16 protein-coding genes are annotated in these 22,235 nt (G+C 39.3%); 10 read left to right on the forward strand and 6 right to left on the reverse strand.

The window, feature by feature from the left end; translation table 11 throughout:
* Positions 1–184 precede the first annotated feature (184 nt).
* The 8 genes from H5119_RS02615 to H5119_RS02650 all read left to right on the forward strand — a co-directional run bounded on the left by H5119_RS02615 (position 185) and on the right by H5119_RS02650 (position 9,651).
* Entirely contained in the window at positions 185–538 is a 354-nt protein-coding gene (locus H5119_RS02615; protein ID WP_182701104.1) for a CidA/LrgA family protein, read from the forward strand.
* Entirely contained in the window at positions 531–1,271 is a 741-nt protein-coding gene (locus H5119_RS02620) for an LrgB family protein (RefSeq protein ID WP_259399036.1), read from the forward strand. The genes H5119_RS02615 and H5119_RS02620 overlap by 8 nt, the downstream gene beginning before the upstream one ends.
* A 36-nt stretch (positions 1,272–1,307) precedes the next feature.
* Positions 1,308–2,138, forward strand: a complete 831-nt coding sequence (locus H5119_RS02625) for a mechanosensitive ion channel family protein (protein WP_138585361.1) — start codon at positions 1,308–1,310, stop codon at positions 2,136–2,138.
* Between the two features lie 168 nt (positions 2,139–2,306).
* Positions 2,307–5,561 carry a winged helix-turn-helix domain-containing protein gene (locus H5119_RS02630; protein WP_182701105.1) on the forward strand — a complete coding sequence of 1,085 codons (3,255 nt, stop codon included), beginning with the start codon at positions 2,307–2,309 and terminating at the stop codon, positions 5,559–5,561.
* 23 nt (positions 5,562–5,584) lie between these two features.
* Entirely contained in the window at positions 5,585–5,968 is a 384-nt protein-coding gene (locus H5119_RS02635) for a DP-EP family protein (RefSeq protein WP_182701106.1), read from the forward strand.
* 219 nt (positions 5,969–6,187) lie between these two features.
* A complete protein-coding gene (locus tag H5119_RS02640) occupies positions 6,188–7,963 on the forward strand; it encodes a S8 family serine peptidase (RefSeq protein WP_182701107.1) in 1,776 nt (591 codons plus the stop codon).
* A 13-nt stretch (positions 7,964–7,976) separates the two neighbouring features.
* Entirely contained in the window at positions 7,977–8,414 is a 438-nt protein-coding gene (locus H5119_RS02645) for a hypothetical protein (RefSeq protein ID WP_182701108.1), read from the forward strand.
* A gap of 247 nt (positions 8,415–8,661) precedes the next feature.
* Positions 8,662–9,651 (forward strand): sensor domain-containing diguanylate cyclase, encoded by a 990-nt coding sequence (locus H5119_RS02650; RefSeq protein ID WP_182701109.1) that lies wholly within the window; start codon positions 8,662–8,664, stop codon positions 9,649–9,651.
* A gap of 198 nt (positions 9,652–9,849) precedes the next feature.
* Here H5119_RS02650 and H5119_RS02655 read toward each other — a convergent pair whose 3' ends face one another.
* From H5119_RS02655 to H5119_RS02665, 3 genes are all read right to left on the reverse strand, one after another.
* Entirely contained in the window at positions 9,850–10,911 is a 1,062-nt protein-coding gene (locus H5119_RS02655) for a DUF21 domain-containing protein (protein ID WP_138586289.1), read from the reverse strand.
* Between the two features lie 21 nt (positions 10,912–10,932).
* On the reverse strand, positions 10,933–12,285 hold the full coding sequence (locus tag H5119_RS02660; protein ID WP_182701110.1) for a magnesium transporter: 1,353 nt from the start codon (positions 12,283–12,285) through the stop codon (positions 10,933–10,935).
* A gap of 402 nt (positions 12,286–12,687) precedes the next feature.
* Entirely contained in the window at positions 12,688–14,355 is a 1,668-nt protein-coding gene (locus H5119_RS02665; protein ID WP_182701111.1) for a methyl-accepting chemotaxis protein, read from the reverse strand.
* Between the two features lie 391 nt (positions 14,356–14,746).
* Here H5119_RS02665 and H5119_RS02670 point away from each other — a divergent pair, with 391 nt between their 5' ends.
* On the forward strand, positions 14,747–16,633 hold the full coding sequence (locus H5119_RS02670) for a hypothetical protein (RefSeq protein ID WP_182701112.1): 1,887 nt from the start codon (positions 14,747–14,749) through the stop codon (positions 16,631–16,633).
* Between the two features lie 181 nt (positions 16,634–16,814).
* On the forward strand, positions 16,815–17,645 hold the full coding sequence (gene purU, locus H5119_RS02675) for a formyltetrahydrofolate deformylase (RefSeq protein WP_182701113.1): 831 nt from the start codon (positions 16,815–16,817) through the stop codon (positions 17,643–17,645).
* Between the two features lie 76 nt (positions 17,646–17,721).
* On the opposite strand, the gene H5119_RS02680 is transcribed toward purU, so the two are convergent.
* From H5119_RS02680 to acs, 3 genes are all read right to left on the reverse strand, one after another.
* Positions 17,722–19,314, reverse strand: a complete 1,593-nt coding sequence (locus tag H5119_RS02680) for an AbgT family transporter (protein WP_182701114.1) — start codon at positions 19,312–19,314, stop codon at positions 17,722–17,724.
* A gap of 223 nt (positions 19,315–19,537) precedes the next feature.
* On the reverse strand, positions 19,538–20,188 hold the full coding sequence (locus tag H5119_RS02685) for a response regulator transcription factor (RefSeq protein WP_182701115.1): 651 nt from the start codon (positions 20,186–20,188) through the stop codon (positions 19,538–19,540).
* A 96-nt stretch (positions 20,189–20,284) separates the two neighbouring features.
* The gene (gene acs, locus H5119_RS02690) at positions 20,285–22,225 is read right to left on the reverse strand and encodes an acetate--CoA ligase (protein ID WP_182701116.1); all 1,941 of its coding nucleotides are present in this window, start codon (positions 22,223–22,225) and stop codon (positions 20,285–20,287) included.
* Between the last annotated feature and the right edge of the window lie 10 nt (positions 22,226–22,235).

Below are 22,235 nucleotides of genomic sequence, written 5' to 3' on the forward strand. Positions count from 1 at the left end.
TCTAGGGACGATTAACTCTTTGTTGCTCGGTTTTTACTTAGCCCACTAGGTTACAAACCTCGCGCCGCGATTTAATCGCCCCTAGATTGAACAAATTTCAATCCACAAAGATCAACACGCCCTAATGCACAAAAGAGTTTGATTTGTTAAAGTTAAGCTCTTATCTTTTCTGCGAGCCACTTTGATGAAATTTCTGCTTAGTAGCGCCATTATTTTACTATGTTTAGCCGTTGCTAAGTTAATAATGCATATTATGGGCGGAAGCTTCCCCGCCCCATTATTAGCGATGGTTATTTTATTAGTTTTACTTTTATCAGGCCTCGTAAAAGAGCAGCACATAAAGCCCTGTGCAACGCCAATTCTAAACATTATGCCTATATTTTTTATTCCTGCTGGTGTTGGCTTTATTGAACACCTTGGGCTAATAAAATCACAATGGCCTTTTTTAGTGTCTATTATTATTTTTATTCCTCTCTCGTCGTTACTTTTAATAAGCAGTGTCATCGCTTACTTTAAAGGTCGAGAAAATAATGATTGAACAAGCAAAGCAAGCCCAAATGCTAGCACCCGATTTATGGTGGTTGAGTGTGCCTTTTATCATCGCACTATTTTTAACGTTAAGAGCTATAAATAAGGGCATAAAGCACAGCGTACTAAAGTCACTCACTAATCCGGTTTTTTTAAGCATTGCTATTATCGCTTTGCTATTAGTTAATCTAAATCTACCTTACACGCAGTTTGCCTCTCACAGTAAATTACTAAATTGGTTACTAGAGCCCGCGATTGTTGCTTTAGCCCTGCCTTTATATCAACAGTTTATTCATATACGTAAAAACTTATTATTAATAGTGCTTGCATGCAGCTTAGGTATTATTAACGCAACCTGTGTGGCGTTTGTTCTTAGCTTATTATTTGACGCTTCGGTTCAATTGAGCGCCTCGGTTGCCGCGCTAAGCGTTACAACACCAATTTCTCTTATTGTTACAGACTCATTGGGGGGCATTAGTTCGCTTGCTGCTGCTTTAGTTATTTTTATTGGCTTACTAGGGGCTTTATTTGCCATGATGTTGCTAAAATTTATAGGAATATATAATTATGAAGCACAAGGCGTAGCAATGGGAACCGCTTGTCATGCAATAGGCACCGCTGCAGCACTTGCAGAGCACCCAAAAATTGGGGCTTTTTCATCTGTCGCAATGGCATTAAGTGCACTACTAACCGCTGTAATAGTTCCCTTGCTGTATCCTTTTCTTGTTAACATTTTGCTATAGTTGGCAAATATAATATTGCCGTGTAAAGAGCCCACTATGATCAGCACCGAAATAGAGCAGTTTGAAAAATACTACACCATGCTTACCGAATACTTAGTGACCTACAGTATGCAAATTGTTGGCGCTGTTTTTATAGTACTGATTGGTTTGTGGTTAGCACAAAAACTTGCCAAAGTGGTTGCAAGCATAATGACGCGTCACAATGTTGACATCACCCTCACCAATTTTGTCAGTAGCGTTGTAAAAGTACTGTTAATTGTGATGGTTATAATTATCGCACTTGGCAAAATCGGTATAAGTGTTACTCCCTTTGTAGCGGCTATTGGTGCTGCATCTTTAGGGGCTGGTTTGGCGCTGCAAGGGATGTTATCTAACTATGGTGCTGGGCTTGCAATTATTGCCACACGCCCCTTTGTAGTGGGCGACACAATTGAAGTTAAAAATGTAAGCGGCCAAGTTAAAACCATTGAACTGGGTTACACCATTTTAATTAACGAAGAAAAAGTAGAAATTACCATTCCAAATAAACACATTGTAGGCGAAATACTGCATAACTCGTTTAGCTATTCATTAGTAAAAGGTGAAATCGACATTGCGTATAACGCGTGCTCCGACACCGCAATTAATCTCATTGAAAATGTTTTAAATGCAAATGAGTTAGTCGCTAAAAATCCTGACTCTCAAGTCGGTATTGAACGTTTTGCAGACAGTGGCGTTACCATTAGTTATCGCTATTGGGTGCCAACAACTAAAATTATTGAAACTAAACTCGCTATTAATGGCGGAGTTTATAAAGCGATTAATAGCGCTAATATAGAAATTCCGTTTCCGCAGCGCGTAATCACAATAAATAAAAGTGATTTTTAACGCACTATCACTTTTATAATCTTTAAAGGCTAACTTACCCGTTAGCTTTATATTTTATCGTCACACGCTTTATAAATTGCATACATTATTTATTTTTTTGTTTATTATATAGGAGTTAAGTAGTACAAACCGACACCATTTAGTTTCACCATATAATAATGAGTAATTATGAATCGTAGTCCATTTTACTTAGGCGAGTGGCAGATAACGCCCTTAGCCAACTCTATTCAGCGACTAGGTAAAACAAAGCAACTTGAGCCAAAAGCAATGGATGTGCTGCTACGACTTTGTCAGCAACAAGGTGATATCGTTACAAGTGATGAGTTACTTGATCATTGCTGGAAAAATATCGACGTTGGCGATAACCCACTCCATAAAACCATTACTCAACTCAGAAAAGCACTCGGCGATAAAGCCAGTGAGCCTCATTACATAGAAACTATCCGTAAACGTGGTTATCGCGTTATTGCAAAACTTGATTTTCCACTCACCGATGACATACCAAGCGCTAATAAAACTTGGCAAGGTGGCTCTCCCTTTTTAGGATTAAGCGCTTATAACCCAAGCGATACACATTTATTTTTTGGCCGCAATCAATCCATAGAAACGTTACTCGATAGAGTATCGAGCCAAATTAACTTTGGTCGCGCTTTTTGTTTAATACTCGGCCCAAGCGGTACAGGTAAATCATCACTTGTGAATGCCGGTATTTTACCAAAACTACTTGATGAGCGAGGCTATAACGGCATTGGGGTTGTTTCCTACACCCAGCTCGACTTTGCAGATGTACATCAAAATAGGCTTTTTTTAGATTTAGCCTGTGCTCTACTCGATTGGGATATAAACACTCACCCCGTATTTGAAGGATTAAGCGCACAAACACTGGCAGAGCAACTACAATTCGCAATCGATGACGTAATTAACGCCATACAAGCTGCACTAAGCAAAGCCGCTACGCAACTTAAAACACCGCAATTGTTTTTGTTTATAGACCGTTTGGAAGTACTACTCTCCTCGCCGCTATTTAGTAACGACACCCGAAGTCATTTTTTATCTGTTATTGAGCGTTTAGCGACCTCTAAAGCGGTGATTGTATTTAGTGCCTGTCGTAACGATTTTTACCCTTTAGTGGTTGAACAACCCAGCTTTATGGCGGGCAAAGCTCATGGTGCGCATTACGATTTAACACCACCAAATCGCCATGAACTACAACAAATTATTCGCTTGCCAGCCTTAACCGCTAATTTAACGTTTTCGCAAGACCCACACACCAAAACCCCGCTGGATGAAATACTTTGCGCCGATACCGCCAATAATCCAGATGCACTGCCCATGCTGCAATACACACTGCAAGAGCTGTATTTACAGCGCAGTGATAATAATGAGTTGTTACACAGTGTGTATGAAAAACTCGGTGGTATTGAGGGTGCCATTGGTAAAAAAGCCGAAGAGATATTTATAGGGCTTTCTCAAGCGCAACAACAGCAACTAAAAAGCGTGTTATCGCAATTAGTAACGCTAAACCCAGATGGTAAAACCATTACTAGCCGCGCAGCACGTTGGCAAACATTAAATAATAAAAGCCAAAAAGAATTTGTGCAGGCCATGGTAGAAAGCCGTTTATTTGTATCGCACTTACAAAATGGCGAAGCCTGTTTTAGCCTTGCCCACGAGGCGTTATTACGCCAATGGCCACGTGCAAAAAACTGGATCAGTGAACATAAAGAGGCCCTTGGCGTTAAAAGCCGCTTACAAAATCAAACTCAGCACTGGTTAGCCGAGCACAAAAGTGCCGCTTACCTGTTAGCGCCAGGTAAACCACTGCAAGAAGTTATTTCACTACTCGACGGTAACGTATTCAAGCTTGACGATAACGAACATGCACTCATTAAAAGCTCCATTAAAAGCACTAAAACTAAAACAAACATAAAACGTGGCACAATATTTTTACTCTGTTTACTCACATTTACCGCACTATTAATGAGCTTTAGCAGTTTTAAAGCGCAACAGCAGGCGCAGCAAAAGCGACTTGAAGCCGAAAGCTTGCTCGGTTTTATGGTCGGCGATTTTGCCGACAAATTACGCAGCGTAAAGCGTATGGACTTACTTGATGGCATTAGTAATAAAGCACTTGAGTATTTTACCAATCAAGTTGAGGAGCCAAGCTCGCTATTTAACTTTAACAGTCAACAAGCCGAGTTTAAAAGTCGCTTTCAATACGCACAAACCCTTGAGGCAATGGGTGAAGTGGCTTATTCACGGGGTAAAACCATTGAGGCCTTCACTGCCTTTGAAAACGCCCGCATTCGCCTTGAGGCATTATTAAAAATTCAGCCAAACAACTTAGAGCTACTCACCCTCGCCGGTGCCAATGCATTTTGGTTAGGCCAACTTAGTTATGATAAAAGTGATTACGCTGCCACTGAGCCATTATTTAAAAAGTACCACTCTTACAGTGAAATCATGTATTCATTAGCACCGAATGATTTTAACTCGATTATGGAGTTATCGTATTCACATAATTCGCTGGGGTCTTTGTATTTAAAGCAATTTAACTACACTGGCGCGAAACAACGCTTTACAGAGTCGCTTGCCCTTAAAAATAAAGCGCTTGAGCTTAAACCCAATAATAAAAACTTATTACGCGATAAAGCCGATACCATCAGCTGGCTGGCAAAAACAGAAGAAAGATTGGGTAATTTTAACGCAGCATTAACCATGTATGCAAATGCATCTAATGAGTTAAAAAGTTTATTAATTGAATACCCCGCTGATGCAAGTTTAGCAAGCAGTTTAGCTTATACATATATTCAACAAAGCTACCTCTTAAGCTATTTACCAAATAGACAACCTGCCTACAAAAAAGCGCAACAAGCTACTAACACAATTAATAACGCGCGATTGCAAGATCCAAAAAGTAAAGAAATTCAACGCTATTATTATCGCTTTTTAGTCCACCAACTAACTCTTTCAGGAGACAAAAAGATTGATAACCGAGTTAAAGACATTATCAATTTTATGAAAATGCAGGACTTTAAAAATAACTTTGCAATCAATACACAATTAAGTCTTATACAGTACTTTATTGATAGGCAGTTACCACAAAAAGCCCATGAGCTATTAAAAGCACTTGAGAACGATGTAAACTATCAACGGTACATAACGAATAAAGCAAAGAGTGATGATAATGTAGACTTTACAAACAAAAATTTACTTGAAGCTAAATTAACTGAAAATAAATTACAGCAAGAGCAACTCTGCTTAAATGCACTTAATGCGATCATTCAAACAGTAAAAATAAACCAAAGCATTCATGTAACGCACCCACTAATGCAAGCATACACTTGCTTGAACCGTGCAAACGAAATGCCCAAGACAAAAGCAAGCCTAGTAAAACTAGGCATTACTAATTTTACATTATGACTATGAATAAAAAAGGAAATAATATGAATAACACTCAAGAACAAATTCACTTTACAGTTAAGATTGTACTAGACAATGACGGCGAAGCTAACTTTACATACTCTATAAATGGCAAAGAAGTGACTGGCGGCGGAGTTGTAAGAACCGAAACCGCGGGCATTTATAGTTTAGATGAAGCCACGTTTGCTAAGGGCTTTTTATTTACTGGCGCTACTATTACTGATGTCGATAAAGAAACACCTTGCGCTCAAGACTTCAGCTATGAAGTAAGCGATAACGGCCGCACAATTACTATTATCGATACCGATGAAAACCCTGGCACTGCCTGTTTAGTATTTAATGTTGAATGCAATGGCATAGCCTATAAAAGCGCCGATCCTCAAATTGAAAATAAAGACAAAAATTAATTTCTAAATTGCACAGGGCTGGTTTATTCCTGTGTAATTTTTACAAGCCAAACACTTTAACGCTAACACATACCAAGCAGCATTATTAATAACCATCCCTTATTACTAATCTATAATAAAAACCTCAACTTTCAATTGCTTAATAATTTAATATACGAAACAATCTAATAACAAATTGATTTATATATCAAAAACATAAAAATAAGGATTGTATTATTTATGTATATTAAAAAAACCCTGCTAAGTTGCTGCCTACTTGGTGCATTTAGCAGCCTCGCTGCGGATCACTTAACCAATAGCGACCCTCTTACACCTTACCAATGGCATTTAAATAACATCGGCCACAATGGTCTTACTACAAACACGGTTGCTGGCGAAGATTTAAATTTACTCAATACTGATATGCAAGGTATTAAAGGGGATGGCGTTACTGTTACTGTAATAGACAGCGGGATCGAACTTAGTCACCCTGATTTAGTCAACAATGTCGCTACAGGCTCACTTAATTTGTTAACCGGCACTGCAACACCAACCGATAACACCGGTCATGGTACGGCAGTGGCTGGTATTATCGCCGCACAAGCAAATAATAATATTGGCGGTCGTGGTGTTGCACCTAATGCAGACCTTGTTGGGTTTAATTACCTTGATGCGCAAACAATGAGTAATTGGCTACAATCGCATGGTATGCCATTAACGGGCTCTGCAAACTCTCGCGTTTACAATCAAAGCTACAGCAGTAAACCAGCATTATTTAAAAACGTTGATGCAGATGAGCACACTCTTAGCCTGCAATTAAAAGAGCGCGTAATGCAGCAAGTAAGCTTAAACAGTAACAACGGCTTAGGTGCATTATTTGTAAAGTCAGCGGGTAACGCGTTTTACCAATACACTACTTTTTTTGGCGATACGCCATTTCAAGTATTTCCGTATGAGCAGCAACAACCATTTAATAACGCGGGCTTGCCATTTCATAACGCTAATTTAAGTACCGATAACGCTAGTTTTTGGAATATGCTGGTGTCGGCCTACAACGCAAACGGTAAATTAGCATCGTATTCTTCTGTTGGCGCTAATGTATTTTTAACCGCACCCGGTGGTGAAAACGCTCAAAGCCAAGCAGGTATTGTTACCACAGATATGAGTGGCTGCGCTGCCGGGTTTAATACCATTAACAGCACAATAGATATCCTCCTGCAAAACACCGGATTAGATAGCCACTGCGATGCTACCGCTGCCATGTATGGCACTTCTGCGGCAGCAGCCAATACATCGGGCGTAATAGCGCTTGTTATGTCGGCTAACCCGCAACTTGATGCCAGAACCATTAAACATACCCTCGCCACTACAGCACGTAAACTCGATGGTAACAATGCAGGTGTTGATATTAATTTTACAGATGCAAATGGTGATGTAGTCAGCTACAACGCCATTCCTGGTTGGCAACAAAATGCGGCAGGATACAACGTTCATCCCTTTTATGGCTTAGGCGCAATTGATGTTGACGCTGCTGTTGCAATGGCTCAACAAACTACTGCGTTATTACCCACATTACAGGTATCTGATTGGCATACCGCTAACACAGAGCTAACAATACCCGATGCTAACGTAAACGGTGTGCAAGATACGCTAGCAATCACTGATAATCTAACCATTGAAGCTGTACAGTTAAAGCTATCGATTGATCATACCCGTATGCGTGACCTAGCCGTTGAGCTTATTTCACCATCAGGAACTCGCAGTGTGCTATTAAGCCCACGCACAGGGTTAATAAATGCAACCGGTATCCCCGTACAAAACGCTCTATTATTGAGCCAACATTTTTATGGCGAATCGGCGGCTGGACAATGGCAAATTCGCTTAATTGATACCGACAATGGCACTAGCCAAACCCTACTTTACAATGAGCAAGCAGGCTTACTCAGCATGAACGACACTAATAATAGTGTAGATGGCACTGTGTTATCTTGGTCTTTGCGTTTTTACGGCCACTAATAAAGGAATTTTTATGAAAACAAATACAGTTATTTTAGTACTCACTTTTATTGTAAGTACTCTTTCATTGGCGCAAGCACAAACTAAAAACACAGCTGTAAAACCAGGCGCTGCAATTATCGCCAGCTTAACTAGTCAAGCCAATAACGCAAATAGCTTACAGCTTGGAGATATTATAACTGATAGCCAAAGCGGTAATGGCCTAAAGCTCACCGGCGAAGTGTTACTGCAATTAACAACGCAAGCCGACTTTAGCCAACTGGCAACCCGTTATAACTTACAGCTAAAACACCGCGTAGGCGATATTGTTGTTGTAATCACAGCCACTAATAATATTCAGCAGCTAGTGCAACAATTAACGCAAGAACCCACAATAAAACAAGCAAGCTTTGATCTAAGTGAGCTAGGCTTAAGCGCCGATCCTCAAGTTATCAATGAAGAAGAAAACTAATTAACAACGTTTAATCATTGATTTTTAAATTGCACAGGCCTGATTTATTCCTGTGCAGTTTTTTATAAGCTAACCACTTTTTTGCAAATCACTCTTTTAAATATTATGAAAACTGAGTAAAGGCACCGCTAAAAAATAAAAATAAAATCAATCAGTTAAATAAGAAGATTACCGAAAGGTTTAAAACACTTAAATTCAATAAACTACTAGACATCAAATTTCATTAAAATAAAAATGAGCAAGCACAATGTCTAATAATAATGAAAACCATAGCAAACAAAATGCAGACTCAGGTGTGTCGGCATTAATGAATCGCATTTCTAATACATTTAACAATGAAAAAATAAGCGCCATTATTAATGTCACCAATGTTATGGCCGATGCTATTTTTATTGTTAACGCACAAGGTGTTTTTGAATCGGTAAACCCAATTGCTGCTAAATATTTTAATGTACCCGCTGACTCCCTAATAGGCAAAAAGTGGCAATACTTTTTACAAGAACAATATCGCGACGATTATGAGTATATGTTTAACAGTTGGAACAACAACTACCAAACGCCACTTAATCATGGCCCAAAAGAAGTAAAAGTAATTAAAGCAAATGGAAACTTTTTAGATGTAGAGCTTTCAATCTCCTGCCTACCAACAGCCATTACTGGCAATACCCCTTTGTTTATTTGCATCATGCACGACATTTCCAAACACGTAAAAAAATACAAAGAACTTGAAGCGTTAGCTAAGCTCGATCATTTAACGGGGGTGGCTAATCGCTGTACTCTTGAAAAAACAATGATTAAAAACTGGCAAGAGTGCTTAACTAATAAGCAGCCTTTGAGCTTTATATTAATAGATATTGATTTTTTCAAACAATTTAATGATAGCTTTGGTCATGTAAAAGGCGATAAATGTTTGCAGATAGTCGCAAGAACAATTGAAAACTGTTTACCATCAAATGAGTGCTTAGTTGCCCGCTATGGTGGAGAGGAGTTTGCTGTTGTACTTCCTCGCGCTCACATTTCAAATGCCGAAATGATTGCGAAACGTATTCAAGAAAAAATACTCAACATTAACTTTAGAGACATAGGTTTGCCCGCTAACGTAAAAATAAGCGTGAGCCAAGGGCTCGCATGCGAATACGGCGTGCAGTACAGAACATCGGAAGCATTAATTTGTGCAGCGGATACCGCTCTATACAGAGCTAAATCTGAGGGGCGAAACAAACTATGTATTATATAAACACTTATATAATACATAGATGTTTAGCTCTTTAGTTACTTAACCTGAGCTCTGGTTAAGAGATTTTCAATGAAAACAAGGCGAATTTACGCGTCAATAGCGGGCCGATTGCAAGTAAATTCAACGCAGTTAGCGCTGAAAATAGCTGCTCGAGATAGATTTATTATCCAGAATTCAGGTTAATTAGTTTTACGTTCGCTAACTCTGTTTTGTAGGTTCAACCACATCGCTTGCGGCGAGTTTAGGTGCACTCATTCCTTTGAGTAATCGGCCAAATATATCAGCGCCAGTGATAATCCGTTTTTCATCGCTCCACACTAATACAACGTCGTGATCAATGGCACCATCAAACGACTTATCGAGTGAATGGTTGGCGCGTATTTTTAAAATCACTTCACTTAAACGCATTGTTTCGTCGGCAACAATAATAGGTCTATGGCAGTAATGATACGGGTCGAACGTATCTGGTTCAAACAAGGCTGAACGTAAAAAACCATCCGCATCAACAACCAATAAAGGCCAACCATCTTCATTGGTGATTATCACCCAGTTGTAACCCGATTTATGTAATTTACGTAAAAACTCGTTATCGGCCGTTAATGTAAGCTCAGGAAATATTGGTAAATCCAGCTTTGTTGGCAACGCTATGATGGAGTCGGGATCAATCACTTCCCCTTCTTTAGTGACACTTATTTCATCTAAACTAAAAAAGTTAAGTGCGCCTATGCCCTCAACATGCTGAACATCGGCCTCTTCTGCTTCAATATGTTTACGAATAATGCCTCTAAGCTCGCTTTCAGCAAAGTAGGTAATACCCTCTTTACCCAGCCATGCATCCAAAATTAAAGCCGTTGGTTTTGCCACAACATAAAATAATATTTGATAAAATTTAATAAGTGGCGAAAGCAAGCTCGCCATTTTAAGTGCATTACGCGAAAAGTAAGCTTGTGGTGTTATTTCACCAATAATGGTGATGGCTATTGTTGAGAATAAAAACGAACTTGCCCCCATTAATACCGAGTCAGACAGTAGCGTAAGCAGTACGTTAATACCCACGTTACCCCATAAAATAGTCGATAATAAAAAGTTTGAATCGTTTCGCAGCGCCATCACTTTAATTGCTGCCGCATTGCCTTTTGTACTTTCCATTTCAAGCTGCAATCTACTTAACGAAAAAAACGCTAAGTTTAAGCCTGAAAATATAGCCGACTGTGAAATACACAGCGCTATTGCACACCAAATCATGACTTCAAAGGTCATTATAGTTTCCTGTAAAAAAGGTTATAGCAGTAATAAACTACCTAAACCTAAAAAGGTAACAAATCCAACAATATCGGTCACGGTCGTTAATATAACCGAGCCAGATAACGCAGGATCTATTTTCATTTTGTCTAAAATAGACGGAATAACAACACCCGCTAGCGACGCTGCAACTAGGTTTAATAATATTGCGACCGTAATCGTAATACTGAGCATAATATCGCTAAACCATAAATAAGTAAGTGCGCCAATAACAAATGCCCATACCAATCCGTTTACAGCCCCCACTCGCAGCTCTTTTTTAAGTAACGCTTTGCGGTTGGAGTCGGTAACCTGACCCAGTGCTAAGCCGCGCACAATAACGGTCAATGTTTGGCTACCTGCAATCCCTCCCATCGAAGCCACCACAGGCATTAACACAGCTAGCGCAACAACTTGCTCGATTGTTGCGCCAAATAAACCAATAAACCACGATGCTAAAAATGCAGTTGCTAAGTTGATACCTAACCAAATACCTCGGTTTTTAGCACTTTTTCGTACGCTGGCAAACAAATCTTCGTCCTCGCGAAGACCACCGGCTTTTGCCGCCGCTTCGTCGGCTATTTCTTGGCGTAACTCATACGCCGAGGCAATGGTTAATCGCCCGAGCAATTTATTGTCGGCATTAACTACCGGCAGTGCCATTTTTTCACTGTGGATCACCACTTCTGCCGCTTCATATAAGTCATCATCGGCATGTAACGATGAAAAGTCATGATTTGCCAGTGCCATTAGGTTGTCGCCATCATTTGCTTTAATTAAATCATTAACCGCTACTTCGCCTATTAAACTGCCTTTACGGCTTACTAAATAAATAACTTCGCTGTACTGTGGTAAGCCTTTATGTAGCAGCTTTTTAGCCCCCCCTGCAGTTAACTTTTCTGACACTTTTAAAAAGTCAAAACCCAACCAGTGACCCAATTGCTCTGGCGGGTATTGCTGCGCCAAATCATACTGCTTAGTTTGAGCTTCATCGAGTTGCCTTTTAGCGTATTCAACAAAGCGTTCAGGAATAACTTCTTCAAGCTCAAGTAGCTCTTCTACATTCACTTCATCAAGGAGCTTAAATGCGTAACTATCATCAAGTGTTTGCAGTAACCATAAACAGCTGTCTTCACTTAAGTTAACAAAAATTTCGTGTTGTGTGTCTTCATCTAATAATTGCCAAATTTCAAGGCGCTGTTCTTTTGGAATTGCTTCAAAAAGCAAAGATAAATGCTCGGTCGAAAGCGTTAGCTGGGCATCAGCCAATAATTTATTTTTGCGCTCTGTTGTATCACACTGCAACAAATCATTAATGAGTTGTGGAAGCTGGTCTACCGGATACTCAATCATGTTAAAGCCTTAAAAAATCATTATGTTATGTAAAGAGTGTACCTTAGCTGTAAATAAATGCTGATTAAATTTACGGGCGTAATACCAGTTCATTAAAATGTTGAGCATTTTAGCGAGCTACATGTCTTATATATTTGATGCGATTGATAAAAGTTGGCACCTAATTTTTGCGCATTGTATGTGTAAAAATTCAAGAGCACTAATGTTTATTTTAAATTTATAAAAAAGCAGAATAATGGCTTATATTCTCAAAAGTTATAGTACTAAAAAGTAACAAAAACGGGGGATTCAAGGTGAAATTAATACGTCATAAACAAGATACTGCCCATGACTAATAGAGCAAATAAAAGCCGTAACATTTTCTGTTACGGCTAAAGTAAAAACACGGATATACAAAAAGCGTTAAATTTTAAATTGTCCAACTAAACTTTCTAAATTTTCACCGCGTCCAGCTAAATGCTCACTTATTGAAGAGGTTGTTTTGCTCGATAGTGTAAGCTCATTCACTATTTCTTGAATGGCAGATACATTACGATTTATCTCTTCTGTTACACTGCTTTGCTGTGTAGCAGCTGTCGCAATTTGTGTACTCATATCATTAATTGTAGTTACCGAGATGGTCACTGCAGCTAAACTGTCTGAAATAGCCCGAGATGATTCAACCGAACGATTACAGCTCTGTTGGCTTGCTTGCATTCCATTAACCGCAGCCGTTACTAAATTATGTAATTCGCTAAGCATTTCACTAATTTCTAAGGTACTTGCTTGTGTACGACTTGCTAAGCTTCTCACTTCATCTGCTACGACGGCAAAGCCTCGGCCTTGTTCGCCTGCACGAGCTGCTTCAATAGCTGCATTAAGTGCTAACAAGTTAGTTTGCTCTGCAATTGAGCCTATTACACTCAATACACTATTAATTTTTTTAGATTGTTCGCTTAGTGAGTCCACCTGCTGAGCGGCTGTATTTATTTCACTCATTAATGTTGATACCTCACTAAGCGAAATATCAACGCATTCTTGTGCTTTTGCCACTTCTTGGGTTGCAGCTTGAGTTGATTGGGCAACTTGAGTGGTATTTTGTGCTACCTCATGTGATGTTGCCGACATTTCTGTAATAGCTGTCGCCACTTGATCTGTTTCATGATTATGATTAAGTAGTTTGCTTTCAATTAACTGGGTTTGCGTATTAATATCGCCAGAGGCTGTTTTAACATCGTGCGTTACATCCACAACGTTTGCAATAATACCATGCAGCTTACTCACAAATACATTAAACGCTTCACCCAACAGACCAATTTCATCATGTGTTTGCACCTCTAAACGCTTGGTTAAATCGCCTTCGCCTTTAGCTATATCATCAAGATTTTGCACCATACTTTCGATTGGCTTAATCATAGTGTTTGCCGCAATAAGTGCGCACACAACCGTTAATACCACCCAAAATAATGCAATTAATAATAAGGTTTTTATCTTGTCATTTATATGCGTTTGCATTGCCGTTTGGTATTTTTCTAATTCAGCGTCTATATCATCCATGTAGGCACCTGTACCAATCATCCAATTGGTATTTGGTATCATATCGGCATAACCCATTTTTTCCACCAAGCCAGTGGTGTTTGGTTTTTGAAAGTGGTAATTGAATGCACCACCTCCTTTATTTGCTTGCTCGAGCAAACCAACAATAATTTTTTTGCCATTTGGATCTGTCATTGCTATTTTATTTTGCCCTTCAATAGCACTGCCAAGTAACGCATGAAATACACTAACGCCATCAGTGTCGTAAATAAAAAAATAGCCACCTTGCCCAAATGTGATATCTCGTAATGCCTTTTTAGCATCCTGCTCAGTACCTTGTGATAACTGATAGTTGACAATTTTACTGGCAATTTCAACCTCAGTTTTTAATAGATTTTTTTTATCTTCAATAAGCTTAACTTTAAACGAATCAAAATTTTGCTGCTGATTTTTAGACTCTAAGTAGTAAGAGCTCAGCATTAAGCTAATTAACAGCAGCATAAGCGGTACGATAGCAAGTAGTATTAATTTGTTTTTTAAGCTTAAATTACTCATAACTTCTCCAAAACATAACGACGGCCAATTTAAACAATGGCTGAATAAGCTCATCAGCTTTTCTAAAAGCCTAATAGTTATAAAAGTATAGTTACTTAAGCTGTAATAGTGACTTTAAAATATAAATATTGCTGATAAGTAAAGATAAATACGCCCAAATTTATTTGCACGCAGTGTAGTTGTTGTATAGCCGTATTGATATATTTGCTATTTAGACCTTAGTCTCATAATTCATAAATTAAATTTAAAAGCATAAATAAGGAAGATGATAAAACCGACCTTTAAAAGACTTATAACCTGCAGGTTATTGATATACTATAAAAGTTCGGCAAAGCAAGTTCACCCAGTAAGCTTATTTACACCCATACACGCTATTTAAAAGGAGCATTCAATGGCTTTTGATTATGGATCGATTGATCTTGGACTAAAAAACCCCTTCAAACTTGAAGGTAAAATAACCGCAGCTAGAGGGCTTATCGAATCTGTAGCCGGTATTAGCTTACTCGTTATTGCAGCAGGTTCTGTAAAAGAAGATACAACCGCAGGTTGGATTTTAATGATATTTGGCATGCTTATTTTAGCACTGGGCATTCGCTCCCTATCATCTGGGATTTATGCAACGCTTAAGTATTTTGTAGGCAGAAATCACCCCACATCACTGGCTTACAATTATAGTAAATCACAAACATCGACCGCCCAAGAAGAACAAAAAGACGTTGCGTATACCGCACAGTCACTCGAAGAAATGCTTGCTGGTCGTAAAAATAGTACATTTAAAGAGCCGAATGGATTTTTGTCTCGTTTACTTCACAGCTTAATACCTAAGCTATTATTTTTACCTTACCCTATTCGTAATGTTGCCCAGCGTTTATTTGGCTCGTGGGTCAGCACCTTTGTTGCACTTATTGCATACGGACTTGTGGCGTTTGTTTCTTTATCTGGTTTTACCGGTGAAGCTGGCGAATTAGCATTTCCTGTTTACAGTGCCATATTGATGTTTTATGTACTTTTTTCATGGCGCTCTTCTGGCAAACCTATTTCTCGCGATGCTGAAAAGAACATTGAAGCTTTGGGTACTGGTGCACTCGCAAAAATTATTTCTTTATCTTTTATTTTACCAATCGCTATTGGCCTTTCTATGTCGTGGCTAATGAAAGAGCAGCGTATTAGTAAGCAACAAATAGATAACTGGCTTGAACAATTACCAAGCCTTCATGCTGGAATGTATTTAATTGCCATTATTGTTTTAGCTACATTAAGCTGCGCCCTTGTTTTTATCATGATTAAAGCACGTTTAAATTCAGTTACGCCGTCTGCTGAAGTATCTGAGCTGCGCGAAAACTGGCAAGAGTCTGTTCATCCTGACGAGATTTTTATAAACCTTGATAACTTGGTTATGGCTAATCGTCGTTATAAAGAAGTACCAAACAGAGTTTATCGAGAATTAGACCCTAAGTTGCAAGAGCAAATAGAAGGTAAAGGTGGCTTTAAAGGTGAAATGATCCAAGAAATTCAGCCTAAACTTTACTCTACGGATTTAGGTAAAAACTTCACTCTGGCGAGATTACTTGCTCTAGTAAGTGGCAACTTACTTTATATTATTGCATTGGTGTTTACTGTATTTTTAGCGTATTCATTTATTAATGTTTATCAGTACATTGACGCTGCGAATATCAGTAGCTTTAAACAAGCATTTAATAACCAACATATTATTCAATTTAGTGAGCTATTAATGACAAGCTTTCACTTATTGTTAATTGGTATGCTTATTAAAGCATTCGCGCAATTACTAACAAACACGGCTCATCTATTTTTTGCCGAAATGCAATTTGAATCGCTACTTGTGTATTTTAAATGTGAAGGTACATTCACCGAGTCTAAAATATCAACGGGTACTGGTATTCACGATAGTACCCGCTCAGAAAACACCTTAGTACGCAGCAGCATAACGCCTTGGATTATTGTTTCTCGTGTTATTTCGACAACGTTTGCTGCAACAGGGATGAAAAACCTTGAGCATCCTCGCCATATTATGGAAATGCATAAAGACGAAGGGCAATTACAAGCAATCAAAAAAGATGTTATTGCATTCTTAAAAGACCGCGAGTCTATTGCGTCAATTACCAGTGAGCGTGATTTAGGGAACGCGTCACAAATACATCAATTAAATCAACAAACCCGCGCTATGCCAACTCAGCAAGCTATCACGAAAGATGACGAAGAAGCTGCAGGTTACCTCAGACAAGAAGAAAATCTATCTGGCGAACCGAAAGCCTAATTAGACGTTATTAATAATTGCCACCTTGTAAATAAGGTGGCATTTTTTTATGCCCCAATTAACTTTATTACCTCTTTTATACTCAACAACATGATTAATACTGTATTAGTGCACAAAGCCCTTGCTTTATACGCTAAAACACAAATAATGAAATATTAATCACTGGGTAAGAATGAGGAAAATGAGCTATATATTAACCACCCAATGTGCTGATGATGTAGGCTTAATCGCTAAAATCACAGGACTTTGTCATAAAAATAATTTAAATATTACACGCAATAACGAATTTGTAGATAAAGACGCACAACGATTTTTTATGCGTACAGAGCTTACAGGTGAGCCGCAAAGTGACTTTTTAGAGCAGCTACGTTCGCTATTACCTCAAGGCGCTAAACTTGCACTGCACAATGATGCAAAAACTAAAGTGGTATTACTTGCCACCAAAGAAGCACATTGTTTAGGTGGCATGTTATTAAAGCAGTTTGAGCAAACACTTAATATTGAAGTACTCGCCGTCATTGCTAACTACGCTGATTTAGAACCGCTCGTAAAAGGGTTTAACGTGCCGTTTCATGTTATATCGCATGAAGGACTCACTCGCAGCGAGCACGATAAAAAAGTAGCTGATTTAATTGCCAGCTACAACCCTGACATTATTGGTCTTGCCAAATACATGCGTATTTTAAGCCCTGAATTTGTGGGTCGATTTGATGGTAAAATCATTAATATTCATCACTCGTTTTTACCTGCATTTATTGGTGCTAAACCTTACCACCAAGCATTTGAACGTGGTGTAAAAATTATTGGTGCAACGGCCCACTTTGTAAATAATGAGCTTGATGAAGGGCCTATTATTTTGCAAGACGTTACCCATGTTACACATGCTAACACCGCAGAAATGATGGCTAAAATAGGTAAAGACGTCGAAAAAACCGTTTTTTGTAAAGCGCTACAATTAGCCTCTGAACATAAACTATTTATTAATGGCAATAAAACCGTCGTATTTAGCTAAAAGTTAGTACGCATAAAAAAGCCAGCTTAGCTGGCTTTTTAATTATTACAGATTAACTAACGTACACGCTAATTTTTTAAGGCGTGTAATATGTAGGTGATTCTGGCCCTACAGGCATTCCCAATAAGAACACCCAAACATAAAATAGAATAACCCAGCCTACAAAAAACACCATGCTGTACGGTAACATTGTGGCAACCAACGTTCCTATACCCATATCTTTTTTATATTTAACTGCAACGGCTAATATCAAACCAAAATAACTCATCATTGGTGTTATTAAATTGGTCACTGAATCACCAATACGATAAGCCGCTTGAATCGTCTCTGGCGCATAGCCAATTAACATTAACATAGGCACAAATATAGGCGCGGTAATCGCCCATTGCGCTGAAGATGAGCCTAAACTTAAATTAACTAAGGCACACATTAAAATAAACAGTATAAATACCTCAGGGCCTGTTAGGTTAAGTGCCTGTAATAATGCAGCACCGTTAATAGCTAAAATAGTACCTAAATTAGTCCACTTGAAAAAGGCAACAAACTGCGCTGCAAAAAATACCAGTACAATATAAAGTCCCATAGAACTCATACTTTTGCTCATGGCATTTATTACATCCTTATCGTTTTTCATGGTGCCTACAACACGCCCATATACAAAACCAGGAATACTAAATGTCACAAAAATAATAACCACAATACCTTTTAAAAAAGGCGAACCAGCAACCTCTCCCGTATCTGGGTTTCGTAAAATGCCGTCGCTTGGAATAATAGTCCATGCAAGTAATAATGAAACAACTAATAACGATACACCTGCCCATTTTAAACCTGACTTTTCTTGTTTCGTCAGTCTATCAATGCTGTTTTGTGATAAATCGATACTCGCTTCATCTGGGTTGTATTTACCTAAGCGTGGCTCTACTATTTTTTCGGTTACAAGAGTACCCAAAATGGCAATTAAAAAAACCGATATCATCATGAAATACCAGTTTGCCTCAGCGCCTACCACATACGTAGGGTCAATCATTTGCGCAGCGGGTGTTGTAATACCTGCCAATAATGGATCGATAGTACCCAATAATAAGTTAGCGCTATATCCGCCCGACACACCAGCAAATGCAGCTGCCAATCCAGCGAGAGGATGACGTCCTAAACTATGAAATATCATTGCTGCAAGCGGGATCAGTACAACATAACCAAGCTCAGCGGCGGTGTTAGACATAATAGCGGCAAATACCACCATAAACGTCACTAAACGCTTAGATGCGCCCATCACCATGCCTCGCATCGCAGCAGAAAGTAAACCTGAATGCTCTGCAACACTCACACCTAGCAATGCAACAAGCACTGTGCCAAGTGGTGCAAAGCCAGTAAAGTTAGTGACAAGTCCTGTCATGATCCGCTGTAATCCCTCAGCACTCAATAAACTAACCACTTCAATAACGCCATCAGGAGCGCGCCCTGATGCACCTTCTGGGCGAGGATCTATTGCACTTAGGCCATACCAATCAGCAATACCGCTAAATACAACAATTGCGACTGCAAATATTGCAAATAAAGTAATGGGGTGTGGCAGCATGTTTCCTAAAAATTCAACAGTGGCTAAAAATCGATTAAATAGGCCCTTGTTATTTGGGTTATTACTAGATGAGTGTGTGGAGTCTGTCATACTCTGCTCTTAAAGTTACAAAATTGCCGTAACCTAGCATTTTTTGTAAATTAGATCATGTATAAAAGGTGAATAGCTTGTGAGGAAGGTTAAAATAGCCAAAGGTAAACAGAGCCGTAATACCAATTGTTAATACCTTATTGTAGCGCCAAAGAAACAGCTCGCTAAAATAATCATATTTTGAATGCAATTGGCACAAAAGCTCTCTTTAGTTTCCGATTTTTTATGACTGCTCAATAGGCTCTAATTGCAATTTAGCGGCAATAAGTACAGCTTGCGTGCGGTTGTATACGCCAAGTTTTCTAAATATAGCAGTGATGTGCGCTTTGATGGTTGCTTCAGAGATGTGAAGCTCGTAAGCAATTTGCTTATTAAGTAAGCCTTCGTGTAAATACTGTAAAACACGATACTGCTGTGGTGTAAGCGAGGCGACTTGCGCAGCAATTTCTCGGTCTTCACCTTCAATCTCGGCTACTTTATTTTTTAGCTCTACCGGCAACCATGTATCGCCTTCAAGTATTTGATTAATTGCGCTGGCAATATCATCTGAGGTGGATGATTTAGGAATAAACCCCATTGCACCATAACCCATTACTTTAGAGACGATATTGGCATCTTCGCTACCTGAAACAACAGCAATAGGTAAGCTTGGATATTCTTCGCGAATACGGATTAGGCCATACAAATCGCCATTTCCTGGCATATGAAGGTCTAGCAGTAATATATCAAGATCTTCTTGTTCGCTTAACACCTGCAATGTGCTGTCAAAATCTGATGATTCAAAAACGTCTAAATCTGCAAATTTTGCGCTCAGTGCGCCCTTTAGTGCTTCACGAAATAACGGGTGATCGTCCGCTATTAAAAACTGACTCATGGTTCACTCCTAAAAAATTCGGCTGTTACTTATCACTAAGCAACAGCCGATATACTACGTTTAGAATCAACTTGTAATCAAGTTTTTAACGCATATTTAACGATTTAATCGATTTTCGATAAGCTCATCCACGACTGATGGATCAGCAAGTGTTGATGTGTCACCAAGCTGTTGGTGCTCATTTGCTGCAATTTTACGTAAAATACGACGCATAATCTTACCTGAACGTGTTTTTGGTAAACCAGGTGACCACTGAATCATATCTGGAGACGCAATAGGACTGAGCTCTTTGCGAACCCAATTACGTACCTCTTTTGTTAGTTCTTCACTCACTATTACACCTTCATTAGGCGTAATATAAACATAAATCCCTTGGCCTTTAATATCGTGTGGATAGCCCACTACAGCAGCTTCAGCGACCGCTTCGTGTGATACCAATGCACTTTCAATTTCAGCTGTTCCTAAGCGATGTCCCGATACATTTAATACGTCATCAACGCGTCCTGTTATCCAGTAATAACCGTCCTCATCACGGCGACAACCGTCACCAGTAAAGTACACGCCTGGGTATGCACTAAAGTAAGTTTGTTCAAAGCGTTCATGATCGCCATACACAGTGCGTGCTTGCGATGGCCAGCTATCTAAAATAACTAAATTACCGTCAACTGCGCCTTCTAGTGTATTCCCTTCGGCATCAAATAATGCTGGCGCAATACCAAAAAATGGATGTGTTGCAGAGCCCGGCTTCGTATCGGTTGCACCAGGCAGCGGGGTTATCATAATACCGCCCGTTTCTGTTTGCCACCATGTATCAACAATCGGGCAATTCGATTTACCAATACTCTCATAATACCAAGTCCACGCTTCTGGATTTATTGGCTCACCGACCGATCCTAAAATACGTAAGCTGTCGCGATTTGATGAAGCGATTGGCTCGTCACCTTTAGCCATTAAGGCACGAATTGCAGTCGGTGCGGTATATAAAATAGTAACGCCATGTTTATCAACTACTTCACCCATTCGTCCAGCGGTTGGGTAGGTTGGCACACCTTCAAAAACAACTTGTGTACAGCCATTTACAAGTGGCCCGTATGCGATATAGCTGTGACCTGTGATCCAGCCCACATCAGCACTACACCAATAAACATCATCTTCTTGTAAATCAAATACGTATTCGTGAGTCATTGATGCATAAACTAGATAACCACCGGTTGTGTGTACAACACCTTTTGGCTGGCCCGTTGAGCCCGATGTATAGAGTATAAATAGTGGATCTTCAGCGTTCATTGGCTCAGGCGCGCATTGCGCTGGTAAATCAGCCACTAAATCATGCCACCAAATATCATGGTCGTGCCAATCAACTTCGCCACCCGTTAATTGATGCACAATAACGTGCTCAATCGTTGTAACTGAATCTTGCGCTACCGCTTCATCAACGTTTGCTTTTAATGGCACACAGTTGCCCGCGCGTCGCCCTTCATCGGAAGTAATAACAACTTTAGCGCCCGAATCTCTAATACGGTCTGCAATCGCTGATGGCGAAAAACCACCAAATACAACAGAATGAATAGCGCCAATACGTGCGCATGCCTGCATTGCGTAAATTGCCTGAGGTGTCATTGGCATGTAAATAGCTACACGGTCACCTTTTTGTACACCTAGCTTTTTTAAACCGTTCGCAAATTTAGCAACTTCATCGTGTAATTGCTGATAAGTAATATTCTCACTTTGAGATGGGTCATCACCTTCCCAAATAAGCGCTGTTTTATTTGCTTTGGTTTTTAGATGGCGATCAATGCAGTTATAAGAGGCATTAAGATAACCGTCTTCGTACCACTTAATACTAATATGGCCTTTATCGAATGATGTGTTTTTAACGATTGAATAAGGAGTCGACCAGTCAAGACGTTTACCATGCTCAGCCCAAAAGCTTTGAGGATCGTCAATTGATTGCTTGTAAAGCGTATCGTATTTATTTTTATCGATGAGTGTTGCGTCTTTAATGTGCGCAGGAACAGGATAGATACTTTGTGACATCTTCGTCTCC

It is taken from the genome of Pseudoalteromonas sp. SG45-5, assembly GCF_014164085.1.
Taxonomy (GTDB): Bacteria; Pseudomonadota; Gammaproteobacteria; order Enterobacterales; family Alteromonadaceae; genus Pseudoalteromonas; species Pseudoalteromonas aliena.

Bases quoted from the DNA above. Each gene is read 5' to 3' on its own strand.
- H5119_RS02665 (WP_182701111.1), bottom strand. From the start codon at position 14,355: ATGAGTAATTTAAGCTTAAAAAACAAATTAATACTACTTGCTATCGTA.
- H5119_RS02680 (WP_182701114.1), bottom strand. From the start codon at position 19,314: ATGACAGACTCCACACACTCATCTAGTAATAACCCAAATAACAAGGGC.
- H5119_RS02630 (WP_182701105.1), top strand. From the start codon at position 2,307: ATGAATCGTAGTCCATTTTACTTAGGCGAGTGGCAGATAACGCCCTTA.
- purU (WP_182701113.1), top strand. From the start codon at position 16,815: ATGAGCTATATATTAACCACCCAATGTGCTGATGATGTAGGCTTAATC.
- H5119_RS02660 (WP_182701110.1), bottom strand. From the start codon at position 12,285: ATGATTGAGTATCCGGTAGACCAGCTTCCACAACTCATTAATGATTTG.
- H5119_RS02615 (WP_182701104.1), top strand. From the start codon at position 185: ATGAAATTTCTGCTTAGTAGCGCCATTATTTTACTATGTTTAGCCGTT.
- H5119_RS02650 (WP_182701109.1), top strand. From the start codon at position 8,662: ATGTCTAATAATAATGAAAACCATAGCAAACAAAATGCAGACTCAGGT.
- H5119_RS02625 (WP_138585361.1), top strand. From the start codon at position 1,308: ATGATCAGCACCGAAATAGAGCAGTTTGAAAAATACTACACCATGCTT.
- H5119_RS02670 (WP_182701112.1), top strand. From the start codon at position 14,747: ATGGCTTTTGATTATGGATCGATTGATCTTGGACTAAAAAACCCCTTC.
- H5119_RS02635 (WP_182701106.1), top strand. From the start codon at position 5,585: ATGAATAACACTCAAGAACAAATTCACTTTACAGTTAAGATTGTACTA.
- H5119_RS02655 (WP_138586289.1), bottom strand. From the start codon at position 10,911: ATGACCTTTGAAGTCATGATTTGGTGTGCAATAGCGCTGTGTATTTCA.
- H5119_RS02640 (WP_182701107.1), top strand. From the start codon at position 6,188: ATGTATATTAAAAAAACCCTGCTAAGTTGCTGCCTACTTGGTGCATTT.
- acs (WP_182701116.1), bottom strand. From the start codon at position 22,225: ATGTCACAAAGTATCTATCCTGTTCCTGCGCACATTAAAGACGCAACA.
- H5119_RS02645 (WP_182701108.1), top strand. From the start codon at position 7,977: ATGAAAACAAATACAGTTATTTTAGTACTCACTTTTATTGTAAGTACT.
- H5119_RS02685 (WP_182701115.1), bottom strand. From the start codon at position 20,188: ATGAGTCAGTTTTTAATAGCGGACGATCACCCGTTATTTCGTGAAGCA.
- H5119_RS02620 (WP_259399036.1), top strand. From the start codon at position 531: ATGATTGAACAAGCAAAGCAAGCCCAAATGCTAGCACCCGATTTATGG.